The following is a 15,161-nucleotide window of genomic DNA, read 5'->3' as shown; positions in this document are numbered from 1 at the left end:
CTCGTTAAATACAATGTCTTATTCATTACTTCAAATCAATGGCTTTTTCAATAGGCACTTCTTTGCCATTTTTCAGCAGTTTCACATAGATCCTTTTATGGGTGACGTTAATAGAATCCACTACTTGGTGCAGGGCATTAAAATCAATATCGTAGGTCTCTTTAAATGTCATCACTTCCTGGTTGCCGGAGTTGATATCAGTCACATAGATCGATCCCCTGTCTGTATAAGCTCTTAGATCTGGCTCTAATGAAAATTTAGGATCAAAACTATTGAGTGCACCTGTGAACTTACTGATATTATTAGCCTTATTAAATGGAAGCTTGACAAGGAATCCACGACCGGTGATGCAATCATTGAATGTCAGCCAGGCATAGCTGGTGTCTTTGATGATGCAACTAATAGCTGCTGGGTTTAAGCGTACATCCTGGTTTGTCAGGTCCGTAAAGGGTAGTTGCCTTGTGATGGCCATGCCCCCATGTGTCCAGGTGATGGAATCAGGTTTGCAATTCTTTAAGTTGATATCAACCCTTGATTCAAAGCGGTCAGCACCTTTGTAATTAAATGAGTCAGTTTTACAGGTAGTATCGCAAAAGGTTTTAGCTGTTTTACCTGAATTGTTACAAGCTATAAAAAATACCGGGGCGCAGATAAGCAGAATTAATTTCATAAAAAAGTATTGAAACAAATGTAAGCCAGTTCAGGTCCTTTGGCCCTATTTTTAAAATTAACAGGAAACCTAAAAGTTTTTCAATCTAACCTACCCATGGTGTAACCTATAAAAACACATCTTCTATAAAGAAATATTCGTTCTCTGTATCATTCACAATGTTTATAGATAGAATATCAAACTGTATGTTATGGTAGTCAGGGTGTTGAAAAAGAAATTCCTCGGCACCCGATTTAATCGAATTGAATTTTTTCTTTGAGACGTTTTCTTCGGGAAATCCAAATTGCGTGGAAGAACGAACCTTGACTTCCACAATGTGAAGTAATCCATCTTTAGTGGCAATGATATCCAATTCATATTTACCATAACGCCAGTTGCGGTGAAGGATGACGTATCCCTTATCAACCAGCCAGTTTACCGCCAATTGTTCTCCCTGTTTGCCTAACTCAATATGCTGTGCCATATCTTTATCAAAATAAAAATATTTTAAATTGATTCATAGTTTATATAAGATCAGGGGAGTAGTGCAGCATTATTCATGGGGTGGATACGATTATATCCCTTCATTACTGGGGATTGACAATGTAGCAAAAAAGCCTTTCGCCGAATACTGGCTGGGTGCCCATCCTAATCATCCTTCTGTCATAGAAGACACTAAGCTTTCCCTTTCAGCATTGATCAATGAACAGCAAGAAGTGTTATTAGGCCCGGCTGTAAATAAACATTTTTCTTCTCTTCCCTTTTTATTTAAGATCCTTGATGTAAGGCAAATGCTTTCCATCCAGGTACATCCTGGAAAGGAATCTGCCATAAAGGAATTCGCCCTGGAAAATGCAAAAGGTATTCCTGTAAATGCCCCTCATCGTAATTATAAAGATGAGAACCATAAGCCGGAATTGATGGTGGCACTGGGTGATTTCTGGTTGCTCCATGGGTTTAAAAATGAAACCCGTTTAAAAAAGATCCTCGGCGAAAAATCCGAATTCAGTTTTCTCTTAAACCTATTCGGTGAGGGCAATTACAGGGCATTGTATGAAGAAGTCATGACCATGGACCAGGAAAAGGTGGATGCCGTATTAGGCCCTCTGCTTCAACCCTTAATAATAAAGTATGCAAACGGGGAATTGGAAAAGACATCAGAAGACTTTTGGGCGGCCAGGGCTGTTGCTACCTTTTGCAAGGATAATCATTATGATCGCGGCATATTTTCCATTTATTTTTTCAACCTGGTCCTTTTAAAAAAAGGGGAGGGGATATTCCAACCCCAGGGTATGCCACATGCTTATCTTGAAGGCCAGAATGTGGAAGTTATGGCCAATTCAGATAATGTTTTAAGAGCCGGGCTGACAGATAAACATATTGATGTAAAGGAATTGCTCAAGCATGTTGATTTCAAAGCTACTGTTCCTGCGGTATTACCTGCCGGACCTGGTTTTACTATGACCTATCAGAGTCCTGCAGAAGAATTTGAATTACATGCCTACCAATTTGAAGGTCAAAAAGAGAACATTTCTTCCCGGTCACCTGAAGTATGGTTCTTATTATCAGGCAGGGCAACGGTAACAGGCAAGGACGCAACATTTGAATTAATAAGGGGGGAAGCTGTTTTTCTGGGTGCTGGTGTAAATATTACCATAGAATCCGGTAATGGTGAAGCATTTCGGTGCATTGTTCCAGTACAGGCAAAAAACTAATAGCCTGTACCAATTCTTCCTTTATTTTTGTTCCTCTCTAAATGATAAAAAATGAAATTGAATAAATCTGTGTGGATAGCTTTCGGCTTATTGATCCTTTCTGCTTCCCTATACCGTGCCTGGCCTGGCCGTCCTTTTGGCTTTGCACCTCAAATGGCTATGGCTTTATTTGCAGGCGCTATGATCAAGGATAAAAGGTGGGCCTTTATCCTGCCGTTATTGTCCATGTTTATTTCAGATGCATTATACCAGGTTCTCTTTATAAATGGTTTAACTGATATACAGGGTTTTTATACCGGCCAGTGGGTGAACTACTTCCTTATTGGCGGAGTTACCGTTTTCGGGTTTCTGCTTAAGAAGATCACTGTGTTAAGAGTAGCTGGTTTTTCTCTGGCAGGATCTGTATTATTTTTCCTGGCTTCCAACTTTATGGTTTGGTTGGGAGGTGGTGGATTGGGCAGGCCCAAGACTTTCGATGGCCTCATGATGTGTTATTATGATGGCCTGGCTTTCTTCAGGGATTATGGCCTGGTAAAAGGTTTTTACGGAAACCTGTTCATTGGCGACCTTTTCTTCTGTGGCGTTTTATTTGGTACTTACTACCTTATCCATCGAACTGTATTGACACCTAAGCATCAATTAGCTTAAAAATATACCCCGCAAATGCGGGGTTTTTTATTTATAATATCAGTCTTTCCGGGTCCATTTCATAGCCTTCATCTATATCCAGGTTCTTCCCGTCGGCAGCAGATGTGGCCAGTTCATCACACCGGTTATTATATGGATTATCAGCATGGCCTTTTACCCAAACAAATTTGAGGTGCTGTTTGGTAGATAAATTGTAAAACTTTACCCAGAGATCCTTGTTCTTTTTACCCTTGGCAAAATTGGTAGCCAGCCATTTATTCAACCATCCTTCCTTTACCGCCTTCACTACATACTGACTATCCGAGTAAATAGTAATATTCAATCCGGTTTTCTTCATGGCTTCCAATCCGGCGATAACAGCCATTAATTCCATGCGGTTGTTGGTAGTTTTGCGAAAACCATGTGATAGTTCTTTTGATTTTTGTCCTGCCATCAAAATAGTCCCATAACCGCCCGGACCGGGATTGCCTCTTGAAGATCCGTCCGTGTACATTATAATATCCTGCATAATAGAAAATAAAGGGAATCAACATGGCGTCATGCATCCCGCTATAGATTGTTTACAATTCAAATTTTAATAAGTATCCTACTCATACAACTACACCTGGAAAACACCGGTTTTAAATTCATTCATGTGTGGCTGGTGATTAGCGGCACTGATGCCTTCAGAGATCACGGCCCTGGTTTGAACTGGGTCAATTATATCGTCTACCCAAAGCCTTGCTGCTGCATAATAAGGGCTGGTTTGTTTTTCATACCTGTTTTTGATCTCATCCAACAGGGCGTTTTCTTTTTCGGGTGTGATAGTTTCACCTTTTGCTTTCAGGGAAGCAACCTGTATCTGTAATAAAGTTTTAGCAGCTTGTTCTCCGCCCATTACTGCGATCCTGGCTGTGGGCCATGCATAAATAAATCTTGGGTCATAAGCCTTGCCACACATGGCATAATTGCCTGCTCCGTAAGAATTTCCCATGATAATAGTGATCTTAGGTACCACTGAATTGGCAACTGCATTTACCAGTTTAGCACCATCTTTTATAATGCCAGCGTGTTCACTCCGGCTGCCTACCATGAACCCGGTAACATCCTGTAAAAAGACCAGGGGAATCTTTTTCTGGTTGCAATTCATAATGAAACGGGCAGCTTTATCCGCACTGTCATTATAGATAACTCCGCCCATTTGCATTTCTCCCTTCTTTGTCTTTACGATCTTTCTTTGATTGGCGACTATGCCAACTGCCCAACCATCGATACGGGCATAACCACAAAGAATCGTTTTGCCATAATCTTCTTTGTACTGGTCAAAAATGGATTCATCAACGATTCTTTCAATGATCTCCACCATGTCATATGGCTTTGTATTGTCTGCTGGAAATAATGAATAAATATCCCCGGCATCTTTTTTCGGTTTTTTGGGCTTAGCACGATCAAATCCTGCCTTGCTGCCTTCGCCTATTTTATCGATGATCCTTTTAACCTGGTCAAGGCATTCCTGTTCTGTATCAAATTTGTAATCTGCAATTCCTGATATTTCTGTATGGGTTACTGCACCACCCAGCGTTTCAATATCCACCTCTTCACCTATGGCAGCTTTTACCAGGTAAGGTCCAGCCAGGAAGATGGATCCTGCGCCATTTACCATCAGCACTTCATCGCTCATAATAGGCAGGTATGCACCACCGGCCACACAGGCACCCATAACGGCTGCTATCTGTATAATGCCCCTGGCACTCATTTGTGCGTTGTTATAAAACACCCGGCCAAAATGCTCCTTGTCAGGAAATATTTCATCCTGCATGGGTAGAAATACACCAGCACTGTCAACGAGGTAAATTATAGGAAGGTTATTCTGCAAGGCTATTTCCTGCATGCGGAGATTTTTTTTCCCCGTTATTGGGAACCAGGCACCTGCTTTTACGGTCTGGTCATTAGCCACAACAATACATTGTTTGCCGCTGACATAACCTACGCCTGCCACTGTTCCTGCTGCAGGGCACCCACCTTGTTCCTCATACATTTCATAGCCGGCAAATGCACCGATCTCAACAAAGGGCGAACCTTTATCTGTCAGGTATTCTATTCGTTCACGTGCGGTCAGTTTTCCTTTTTCTTTTTGTTTGGCAAAGGCTTTTAAACCGCCGCCTTCGTAAATCCGGGTTAAACGGTGATTTCTTTTTTCCAGAAGGTTCTCCATAGAGTTGGTAGCAGTGGGCATATCGTTAGTGCTCATGGAAACAAAGATAGTAGTTGAAGAATGAGGTAATATTCTATTTTCGCGAAGTTTCAATTAAAAATTCTTCCCTATTTTTACGAATGCCCTTAACCCTTGAGCCTGCTGCAGTTATGCTTAAAAAAGAGACGGCAGCGCGTCATATTGACGTAGAAAAAACGATGAATCCGCTTATCCAGGATATCCGGTCCGTAGATGATTACGCATCGTTGTTAAAGATCTTTTTTGGTTTTTATTTCCCCTTGCAGAACAAAATTTCCCATTTTGTAACGGCCACTGACCTGGCAGATATAAATGAAAGAAATCTTGCCTTACTGGTACTTGAGGATCTTCATTCTTTAGGACAACCAGTTACTGACTTGTCAACCTGTTCCAACCTCCCTGAAATATCAAATAAAGCCCAGGCTTTTGGCTGCCTGTATGTAATGGAAGGCTCAACCCTGGGTGGTCGTATCATTAGTAAATGGCTTCAAAAAAACCCTTTTATATCATTGCAGGAAGAACAGTTGCATTTTTTTAACGGCTACCAGGAGCAAACCGGGAGCAAATGGAAAACCTTCCTGGATGCCCTTAATGAACAACAGGATATAAAGGCAGTGATTGATGCTGCTAATGAAACATTTATTTTATTTCAAAACTGGATTACAACTAATTCGTAATGACCTCTTTTAATAAGAATGATGCGGAATTTTGTGGAAAGGTTCCACTGCATCAAACAAACCTGATACAACCTCACGGCTATTTATTAGTAATTGATAGTAAGGAATTCACCATACTACAGGTAAGTGATAACGTAGAGGCACTGTTGGGAAAACCAGCTAAGGATGTTATCAACACTTCGCTAGAAACCTATATTACTGAAACCGATCTACTGGATGTAAAACATAGATTCAATTATTCCGGTGGTGAAGGCATTCCTTTTGTCTTCTCATTTCATTCCGGTGAGAGATTAGCGGTTATAAAATTTCACGAGTCTTATTTTATTCTTGAAGTTGACCGTGAGGTACGATCATTGCAGAAAGCAACTTCTTTTATTCCTATATACCAGGAATTAAAGTTTATCATGGCTGCCATTGAAAAGGCGGAAAGTATAAATGAATCTTGTCTTATTGCTATCAGGGAACTAAAGCGTGTATCCGGATTTGATAAAATTATGGCGTACAGCTTTGATGAAGAATGGAATGGGGATGTTATAGCTGAGGTCATGGAGCCCGGAATGGATAGCTACCTCGGACTTAAATTTCCTGCTTCTGATGTGCCACAGCAGGCGAGGGCATTATACCTGAAGATGCCATACCGGCTAATTCCCAATATTGATTACACACCTGTAAAGCTTTACCCTGTCATTAATCCCAAAGTGAATGGATTCACTGATCTTTCAGATTCCAACCTGCGAAGCGTTGCGGGTGTTCATCTGGAATACCTTGCCAATATGAAGATCAAGGCATCCATGTCTACACGCATCATGGAAAATGGGAAGCTTTGGGGATTAATAGCTTGTCATCACCGCCATCCATTGTACCTCTCCTTTGAGCTTTGCTCTTTATTTGAATTGGTATCAAATGTTCTTTCCGCTAAGCTTCAATCACTAAGTGCCCGGAATGTATTTGAGTTCAGATCGCGAATGCAGACAAAGCAACTTCAGTTAGTGGAAGATGTATATAAAGAGGCTGATATATTTAAAGCTTTGAAAAAAAATGAGAAGGCAGTTTTAAGCCTGTTGGGTGCCGAAGGGGTAATCATTAATTTGAACAGAAGCAGGATCTCTTATGGCCGGGTGCCTTCAGAAGAGGAGGTCAATGATTTGATCTATTGGTTGCAATCCAGGAATTTGAATAAGACCTATCATCAACAAGGTTTGTCATCTGAATTTGAGCCGGCATTATCCTATTCTGATAAAGCAAGCGGATTATTGGCATTGCCTATACAGGCTGATAGAGGTAATTATATTCTTGCATTCAGGCCGGAAGAAAAAAGAAAGGTGAACTGGGGTGGAAATCCTAATGAAGCCATAAATTTCGAACCCGGAGGAAAGCAATACCATCCGCGGGCTTCTTTTAAAATATGGCAACAAAACGTTGATAAGAAAGCACTTCCATGGCAGGAGCAGGAACTGGAAACAGCTGAAACATTTAGAAATTTTGTAATGGACTATGCTTTAAACAAAATGTAAAGTTCATACCGTTATATTTTTTGGCAAAACATTGGTAATAGACTCTATATAATGAGCCGTTCGAAGAAAAACATAGCCGACCAGGGGCATTTTATTGTTGCTATTGGTGCATCGGCAGGTGGATTGGAAGCCATCCACGAATTTTTTGATAACATGCCATCTAATGGCAACCTGTCATTTATTATCATTCAACACCTTTCCCCGGATTATAAAAGTTTATTGGTAGAACTGATATCCAAGCATACCAATATGCAGGTGTATGAGGCGACTCATGGCGCAAAAGCGGAAAGTAATTGTGTGTATGTAATTCCCAATAACAAGTTGCTTACCATTAAAGAAGGACACCTGCAATTGGGCGCAAAGAATTTTGATAAGGTTCCCAATACGGCTATTGACACATTTCTACATTCCTTAGCCGAAGACCAGGCAGAAAAAGCCATAGCGATCATTCTTTCGGGTACAGGTTCGGATGGATCAAAAGGAATACAGAGTATCAAACAGGCTGGAGGCATGGTGTTGGTTCAGGATCCCTTATCCGCCAAGTTTGATGGCATGCCCAATACAGCAATAGCTACCGGCTTTGCAGATCTTATCCTGGCGCCCGAGTTAATGCCTGAGGAGATATTTAATTATATCAACGAAAGGCCAATTCATATAGTATCTGAGGATAAGCCTGATGAAACATTACTGCCTGAAGTTTTAAAGCTTATTGAAAAGCACTGCAGTTATGATTTTAATAATTATAAAACACCAACCATATTACGAAGGATCACCAGGCGAATGGGGTTGATGGGTTATAAAAAGTTCACTGATTACCTGGAGTTCCTACGTATCTCTCCAGAGGAGTGCCGCTCGCTGGGAAAAGAATTTTTGATAGGTGTAACCAAATTTTTCAGGGATGGTGCTGCATTCCAAATATTGCGCTCGGAAGTGTTACCGGATATTATCAATTCAAAAAATGATAATGAAATATTAAAGATATGGGTCACTGCCTGCAGTACAGGTGAGGAAGCTTATTCACTGGCAATCCTGATTGATGATCTTTTGCAAAGCATGGGAAAATCCCTTGAAGTAAAAATATTTGCCAGTGACCTTGATATTGATGCCATTGAATTCGCATCGAAAGCAACCTATCCTAATTCAAGTGTGGCAGAAATAGCACCGGCATTGGTGACCCGTTATTTTATCAAGGATGGAAGTCATGTAGTGGTTCAACCACGATTACGCAAGCAGATCGTCTTTGCACGTCATAACGTGCTGAAAGACCCCCCGTTTATTAAAAATGATATGGTTACCTGCAGGAACATGCTCATTTATATGAACAATATTCTGCAGCGAAAGGTATTGTCCACCCTGCAATTTTCTTTAAATGCAGGAGGCTATTTGTTCCTGGGTCCAAGTGAAACTCCCGCAACAGTGAAAGATGGTTTTGAAGAAGTGAACGGGAAGTGGAAAATATTCAGGAAAATAACCAATGACATCAAATACAATCCAGAAAGATTACCCTCTGCCCAAATGTTTAGAACTTCCAGGGAGTCAAAACCTATTGCGCCCAAAAAAGAAGTGACCCTTGAGAAGGAACTGGCAGATGATTTCAGAAATGTATTGGTGGGAGAATATGGTTTTGCGGCTGTCTACATCGATAAAAATTTTGAGATCAGGGAAGCCATTGGAGATTTTAAAAAATATTTGTCACTTCCGGATAAGATCATTTCTCTGAATATCCTGAGAATGGTCAGTGGCGAATTGGCTGTTGCCCTGAATGCTGCTATTCGAAAAGCATTAAGGGAAAAGATCACTGTAAGCTTAAATAATATAAGGGTCCAAAACCGGGACAGCAACATCAATATTTTCGTGCGGCCTGCCAATAAAGATGGTCATACCATGATCGTCCTTGGCGAAAATCATGAACCCCAGGCTGTAAAGCCCCTTCCCGAATTCACTTCGAACAACCATACTGAGTCACTCAATTATATCGCTGAACTCGAAGATGAATTAAAGGAGACAAGATCACATCTCCAGATGGCTATAGAAAGCCTGGAGACGGCCAATGAAGAATTGCAATCGAGTAACGAGGAATTATTATCCGCCAACGAAGAACTGCAATCAAGTAATGAAGAATTGCAATCCCTGAATGAAGAGTTGCATACATTGAACACCGAACACCAGCTTCGCATCAGGGAGTTGATTGAATTAAATGACGATCTGAACAACTATTTCAGGAGCACCGAAATTGCCCAGGTATTTGTAGACAGTAATCTCCGCATACGAAAATTCAATCCTGTAGCTGTCAGAATGATCAACCTGATCGAATCAGACATAGGCAGGCCAATAGAACATATTTCCACCAACATCCGTGATAATAAGAATTTCATTGATGATATTCAGAAGGTGTTAAAGGACCAGGTAATTATCCAGAAAGAAGTTGTATTAAGTAATGGTAATACCAACCTGATGAAGATCCTGCCTTACATCAGGCAGGATAAAAGGGTAGATGGCGTTGTTATCACTTTTATTGATATCAGTAATGTGAAGGAATTGAATAACATTGTCAAGGCAGTGTTCAATTCTTCTATCAGCTCTATCATGGCATTGAAGGCTGAACGCAATAAAAAAGATGAAATAGTAGATTTCAACTGGATAGCTGCCAACTATGCTACTGATGAATTACTAAACCAGTCGGAGCCTGATTATTTGGGAAAATCAGTTAAGGCCAATTTCCCGCAATTGGTTAAAGAAGAACTGTTTGAAAAATTAGTTGCTGTGGTGAATACGGGAGTTCCTTTACAAACAGAGATTCCATTATCCATTGGTGGTAGCACTGATTGGTTTGACATGATAGTAACCCAAATGATGGATGGCATTGTTATCAGTCTTACCAATATTAACGATAAAAAGAAAGCAGAGGAGAAGTTCAGAAATAATTATTTCGAACTGATGAAAACCAAGGAGAACTACCGTAATCTGAATATTGCCCTGGAAGATAAAGTGAAAGAGAGGACATTTGAATTGACCAAGAGTGAAGAGCGCTTCAGGTTGATCGCTAATGTTACCAATGATGCTATCTGGGATTGGGACCTGGTGAACAACAGGATATGGTGGAGTGAAAGCTTCTATAGCCGTTTTGGTTTTGAGAAACACGAACACAAATTGACAAGTACTTTCTGGATCAGCCATATTCATCCTGATGACAGGGAAAGGGTAACCAATAGTATTTATTCAGCTATCAATAATGGCACTAAAAACTGGTCTGAACGCTTTCGGTTTGAAAAGAAGGATGGAACTTATGCTGTTATCCAGGATAAGGGTACTGTCCTCTTGAATAGTGAAGGAACGCCTTACAGGATGGTTGGTTCTATGGTGGATATTACCGAGGCAGAAGCTGCGGAGCAAAAACTGAAGGATACCAATAATGAATTGCAGTACCTGATCCAGGAGTTTCAATTTGTTACAGACTTTATGCCCCAAATGGTTTGGTCAACACAACCTGATGGGCATTATGACTTTTTTAATAAGGGTTGGTATGATTACACGGGTTTGACACAGGAGGATACCATGGAAAAAGGATGGCCGGTGGTATTGCATCCTGATGATTTTGATCGTGCCCTGGGTTTGTGGGAGCATAGTCTTCAAACAGGAACCTCTTATGAGGTTGAATACAGGTTAAAACGCTACGATGGAACTTTTAATTGGTTCCTTGCCCGTGCAGTGCCGTTGAAAAATGACCAGGGAGTTGTGGTAAAATGGTTTGGCACCTGCACCAATATCAACGATCAGAAACTGATGAATGATATTTTGGAACAGCGGGTTATTGAAAGGACTGAAGAATTGCAGAAGATAAACATGGAACTGGAAGCCAGCAATAGCGAGTTGCTTCAGTTTGCTTCGGTTGCCTCGCACGATCTTAAAGAGCCATTGCGCAAGATCCATATGTTCAGTAACCTGGTAAGAGATCGTTACCTGGCCAATTCTGCAGGTGAGGCCATGGATTATATGAACCGTATCATCAAGGCTTCTTCACGAATGACGAAATTGATCAATGATCTGTTAGCATTTACCAGGCTTTCAGGTGAAAGTAGTTTTGAATTGACAGGGCTCAATAACCTGGTGGTGGAAGTGTTAAGTGACCTGGAACTTTCTATTTCAGAAAAAAATGCAACGATTGAGGTTGGCAATATGCCTGAAGCAGAAATAATCAGCGGCCAGATGCGACAGGTATTTCAAAATATCATCAGCAATGCACTGAAATTTAACAGGCCTGGCATTCCTCCACATATAACAGTAAATGCAGACAGGGTTAGTGAATTTTCCTTTGTGGATTCTTTTGATGCCAACGGTGAATATTGCCGGATAACTATACAGGATAACGGCATTGGTTTCAATAACCAGTTTGCAGAGAAGATATTTGTAATTTTTCAACGTCTTCATGCCTGGGAAAAATATGATGGCACCGGGATAGGACTTGCCATAACTAAAAAGATCATTGAAAGGCATAACGGAATTATCACTGCAAAAAGTAAGGAGGGTGAAGGAACTTCCTTCATCATAGTAATTCCATTAAGGCACTCACCTGAACAGCATGATGAAACTGCAAGAGCAGGTATTGGTTCTGCCAGGGATTATAATTAATTGTGGTAATTCTGCCATTTCTTGAAGGTATGATCCTGGCCGATAATGTAAATGGGTATAATCTGGTTCTTATCCTGCTAAAACGGGTCCTTCCATAATTGACTGATTTGGCCTTAACTTTATGAATGGTAATAAAATATTTTCATCATGGCTAAAAAAGATGTTGATGCCCCGTTGGAAAATATAGAAAGGGGAAATGATACTCCTCCGGTTAGCATATCAAATGCTCATCCTGAAAAGGAGGGGGACCAGAAGGAAAACAAAACTGAAGTAAAGAATGCCCATGCTTCAGGATTAGGTTCTATTGGCAGGAATGACCACCGGCTTGACGATATAAAACCGGATTTCGATAATTACTAGAAGCGATCACTTTCCATAAGGACAAGGTTATTTTGACATGCTGATTTTAAGTTTACCTATTGTAAACACTCTACCCAGGTTTTATTTTATAGCGCTAGCCAATTTTCCAGTTCTCCATGAACTACGGTTTGTTTTTAAGCTTTTGATAAAATAATCCCAAATTAAAAGCCCTCCTTAACGGGTCTACACAATACTTTGGGACTTATTTTGTTTATTGCTTTTACCAATTTGCGGTTTCAATTGGCCTAAATTTACTGTAACATCGTTTTTGATATGAAAACAAAACCTTCTTTCTGGCAACGTATTGGAATGCATGAGTGGTTCCTCAAAAAAGAGGATATAGCCATAGCATCCAGGGATAGTATTACACCTAATGATGTCTATAAATATATCATTGACAAATTCAGGGAATCGATAGGACATTTATCTTTTGCCAACAGGGTTGTATTTTACCATGAGTACATAATTTGTTTCAATACAGAAGATTACAGGGATTTTACTGATAATAAAAAGGGCATATTCGGCCTGATCGTTCATGAATCAGTGAAACAGTTTTATGAAGCCCTGAAGTCCTACCGGGCACAGGGTAAAACCGTGGAGCCATCCAGTTCCAAATGGGTATTCCGGTTCGTTTCTCATCCTGATTACGAAAGAGGCGATAAAAGTTTTATTGGAAAATTACTACCCGGTAATATGCAAAAGGAAGAGAACCTGAGGATAACATTTATTCCAAGGCAAACAGGGATAGCACAAACAGCTGATATCAGTCCTGAAATACTTAATGGATTTACTTTTTATAGTGAAGGGTATTATGAAGTGCCTTACCAGGAAAACCTGGTGTACCACGAGGGTTCTGTTACCAAGCCTTCATTTATTGCAAGATTTGAAGCGATCATCCCTGAAAAGGAGTTTTCAGGTCGTAAGATCGAATACATTATGAAGGATGAAGAAGTAATCATTTCCGGTAAGGAGGTAACTACTGCAAGCCAGGATGTTTTCCGCATTCCTTCAGAATGGGTGAACTCTCCTCATCTGCGAATACGGTATAACAAGAGTGAAGGAAAACTTTACGTGGCCTCATTTGGAGAAAAGACCATTGTAAATGAAAAGCAGGTGGCAAAAAGTTTTGAGAACAACCCTACGTGGACTGAACTTCCATTTAATTCAAAATTGGTTCTGAATGGCATAGTGGGTATTAATATTTTTAAATCCTGAAGCATATGTTAACATCTGTGCTTTCTCTCGTTGTTCTGCTGATATGCATTCTCATGCTCATCTCTCATTTTATAGATATTAAAAAATCACATCAAAGGAATGGCTGATTACTTCTTTGGACTTACTGATACAGGAAGGATAAGAGATAATAATGAGGATGCTTTCATAGCCCAGGCCATATTCAATAAACAATGGGTGCTTGCATCGGTCATTGACGGGGTAGGAGGATACGAAGGCGGGGAGGTAGCTGCTTCCATAACAAGAGAAGAGTTTTTAAATTCTTTTATTGCTCTTCCTGCTGATCCTGTAATGAAAATGAAAGAAGCTATTGTTTCTTCCAATGACAGGATCTATAAAGAAAAGCTCGAAACCGGGAAGAACCCCAGCATGGCATGTGTGGTCACCCTTGCACTGGTTGATATAAAAAATAATAAATTTTATTATGCACACGTTGGTGATACCAGGCTGTATCTATACCGTGACCATTCATTGATAAAAGTGACCAGGGACCAGTCTTTTGTAGGATACCTGGAAGATAGTGGGCGCTTGTCCGAAGAGGAGGCAATGAAACACCCCAAAAGAAATGAGATCAATAAAGCCCTTGGCTTCGATACACAATCTATTTTAGCTGATGACTATATTGAAACCGGGGAGTCGCCATTTCTTCCAGGGGATTCTTTACTGATATGCAGTGACGGCCTTTCAGATATGATCAGTTCTGCACGTATCTCCCAGGTACTCGAAAAGAAAAGTACGCTGGAACAAAAAGCAGGGGAATTAATAGAGGCGGCCAATGAAGCGGGTGGCAAGGATAATATTACCGTGGTTCTCGTTCAAAATAACAAAAAGCCATTAAAGCAACCTGCTTCTAAACCGGTTCTGGTAAAGAAGAAAAAAATTGAACCGGTAATATCAAGGAATACTACAGAAGAAAAAATTGAGGCTGTGGCACCATCCACTCAACAAAGAGTGATATCAAGGTTGCCCAAGCAAAATAATAACAGTAGTATTATCTGGTTATTATCCCTCCTGTGCCTGTTATTTCTTAGTGGTTTTATCTGGATGTGGTGGAGCAAGAACCATTTTTCAGGTACTCCCGGTGAAGTTGTAAAAAAGGAAAAGAATGTACAGGAAATCAGGCTGCAGACCTTTATCAATGCCTCTCCTGGCGATACTGTTGACCTGCAGACGGGCAACAGCAATCATATACTTTACTTAACTGACACCTTGTGGGTGAACAGGCCTTCCCTCTACCTGAAAGGGAAAAATGCAATAATGGTAAAAGACAGCAATTCCTCCAATCGTGTTGCGATAATGGTTTCTCCCGAATGCCGGTCACTTGTAATTGATAGTCTTACCATTGATGGTTTTGATATTGGTATATCTATGGCTGGAAAAGAAAGCCTTCAACTTAAAGGAGTAAAGTTTAAAAATTGCTCCATAAATGTTGCGTACAAATTTTTTGGTACAGGCGATCTGAAATCAGTTTTCCGGAATACGACTCAATCGAAAGATACTGCAGCTCAAAACTCTATACAATAG

General features: G+C 40.4%; 12 protein-coding genes. 8 read left to right on the top strand and 4 right to left on the bottom strand.

Annotated features, from left to right (window positions below):
* Positions 1–25: 25 nt before the first annotated feature.
* Together BP74_RS11165 and BP74_RS11160 are read right to left on the bottom strand one after the other, a co-directional pair.
* Positions 26–670, bottom strand: a complete 645-nt coding sequence (locus BP74_RS11165; protein WP_496374079.1) for a hypothetical protein — start codon at positions 668–670, stop codon at positions 26–28.
* Between the two features lie 106 nt (positions 671–776).
* Complete coding sequence (locus tag BP74_RS11160) at positions 777–1,133, bottom strand: YraN family protein (RefSeq protein WP_496374077.1); 357 nt, start codon at positions 1,131–1,133, stop codon at positions 777–779.
* 28 nt (positions 1,134–1,161) lie between these two features.
* Between BP74_RS11160 and manA the strand changes: the two genes are divergently transcribed.
* Positions 1,162–2,364, top strand: a complete 1,203-nt coding sequence (manA, locus tag BP74_RS11155) for a mannose-6-phosphate isomerase, class I (protein ID WP_496374075.1) — start codon at positions 1,162–1,164, stop codon at positions 2,362–2,364.
* Between the two features lie 51 nt (positions 2,365–2,415).
* Complete coding sequence (locus tag BP74_RS11150; protein ID WP_496374073.1) at positions 2,416–3,012, top strand: DUF6580 family putative transport protein; 597 nt, start codon at positions 2,416–2,418, stop codon at positions 3,010–3,012.
* Between the two features lie 31 nt (positions 3,013–3,043).
* Here BP74_RS11150 and rnhA read toward each other — a convergent pair whose 3' ends face one another.
* The gene (rnhA, locus tag BP74_RS11145) at positions 3,044–3,520 is read right to left on the bottom strand and encodes a ribonuclease HI (RefSeq protein WP_496374071.1); all 477 of its coding nucleotides are present in this window, start codon (positions 3,518–3,520) and stop codon (positions 3,044–3,046) included.
* 90 nt (positions 3,521–3,610) lie between these two features.
* Positions 3,611–5,242: an acyl-CoA carboxylase subunit beta gene (locus BP74_RS11140; RefSeq protein ID WP_496374069.1), complete on the bottom strand. Its 1,632-nt coding sequence runs from the start codon at positions 5,240–5,242 to the stop codon at positions 3,611–3,613.
* Between the two features lie 83 nt (positions 5,243–5,325).
* Here BP74_RS11140 and BP74_RS11135 point away from each other — a divergent pair, with 83 nt between their 5' ends.
* The 6 genes from BP74_RS11135 (at position 5,326) to BP74_RS11110 (ending at position 15,161) form a co-directional block, all read left to right on the top strand.
* A complete protein-coding gene (locus BP74_RS11135) occupies positions 5,326–5,901 on the top strand; it encodes a biliverdin-producing heme oxygenase (RefSeq protein WP_496374067.1) in 576 nt (191 codons plus the stop codon).
* Positions 5,901–7,415 carry a GAF domain-containing protein gene (locus BP74_RS11130; protein ID WP_496374065.1) on the top strand — a complete coding sequence of 505 codons (1,515 nt, stop codon included), beginning with the start codon at positions 5,901–5,903 and terminating at the stop codon, positions 7,413–7,415. Before BP74_RS11135 ends, BP74_RS11130 begins: the two co-directional genes overlap by 1 nt.
* A 51-nt stretch (positions 7,416–7,466) precedes the next feature.
* Positions 7,467–12,044, top strand: coding sequence for a chemotaxis protein CheB (locus BP74_RS11125; RefSeq protein WP_496374063.1), 4,578 nt, complete (start codon positions 7,467–7,469; stop codon positions 12,042–12,044).
* Between the two features lie 147 nt (positions 12,045–12,191).
* Complete coding sequence (locus tag BP74_RS11120; RefSeq protein WP_496374061.1) at positions 12,192–12,404, top strand: hypothetical protein; 213 nt, start codon at positions 12,192–12,194, stop codon at positions 12,402–12,404.
* Between the two features lie 273 nt (positions 12,405–12,677).
* The gene (locus tag BP74_RS11115; protein ID WP_496374059.1) at positions 12,678–13,619 is read left to right on the top strand and encodes a hypothetical protein; all 942 of its coding nucleotides are present in this window, start codon (positions 12,678–12,680) and stop codon (positions 13,617–13,619) included.
* Positions 13,620–13,718: 99 nt separating this feature from the next.
* Entirely contained in the window at positions 13,719–15,161 is a 1,443-nt protein-coding gene (locus tag BP74_RS11110; RefSeq protein ID WP_496374057.1) for a PP2C family protein-serine/threonine phosphatase, read from the top strand.

It is taken from the genome of Flavisolibacter ginsengiterrae DSM 18136, assembly GCF_059568575.1.
This window is presented reverse-complemented; position numbering and strand designations above follow the sequence as displayed.